This is a genomic window from Corallococcus sp. CA041A, assembly GCF_003612075.1.
Taxonomy (GTDB): domain Bacteria; phylum Myxococcota; class Myxococcia; order Myxococcales; family Myxococcaceae; genus Corallococcus; species Corallococcus exiguus.
Map to the genome: position 1 here is coordinate 1 of NZ_RAWF01000751.1, position 395 is coordinate 395.

Below are 395 nucleotides of genomic sequence, written 5' to 3' on the forward strand. Positions count from 1 at the left end.
GTTCAGCACCGCTCAGGTGCTTGAAACCTTCATCGGCCAGCACCGAAGTGGTGGTACATAGCATCGCGATTCCAGCCCAGACAATTGCGCATGGCAACCGGCCTTTGGTCCCGCCCACTTCCGACTTGAAATTCACTTCTTTCTCCTCTCTGTATTACTTCGCGGTGGTGCCGTACGAGAACGCGTCGAACAGGGTCACGCTGTCGGCCTTGGTCCAGACCCCAACCGCGCCGGTACCGCGGATGTGATCGTCCGTCACGTCGATGTAGCGCTTGCCATCCAGCGATACCTGAATGCGATCGCCCGCGAATTCCACCCGCAACGTATGCCAGGCCTGCGCGGCAACCGGCGCATCCTGGTAGCGAAGCGTGTGCCGGTGACCACCCGTCGTGTAG

At 60.5% G+C, this 395-nt stretch carries 1 protein-coding gene; it reads right to left on the reverse strand.

Annotated elements, in window-relative coordinates:
- Positions 1-154: 154 nt before the first annotated feature.
- Positions 155-395: hypothetical protein (locus tag D7V77_RS42940; RefSeq protein WP_199734036.1), on the reverse strand; the 241-nt coding region annotated here is incomplete at its 5' end.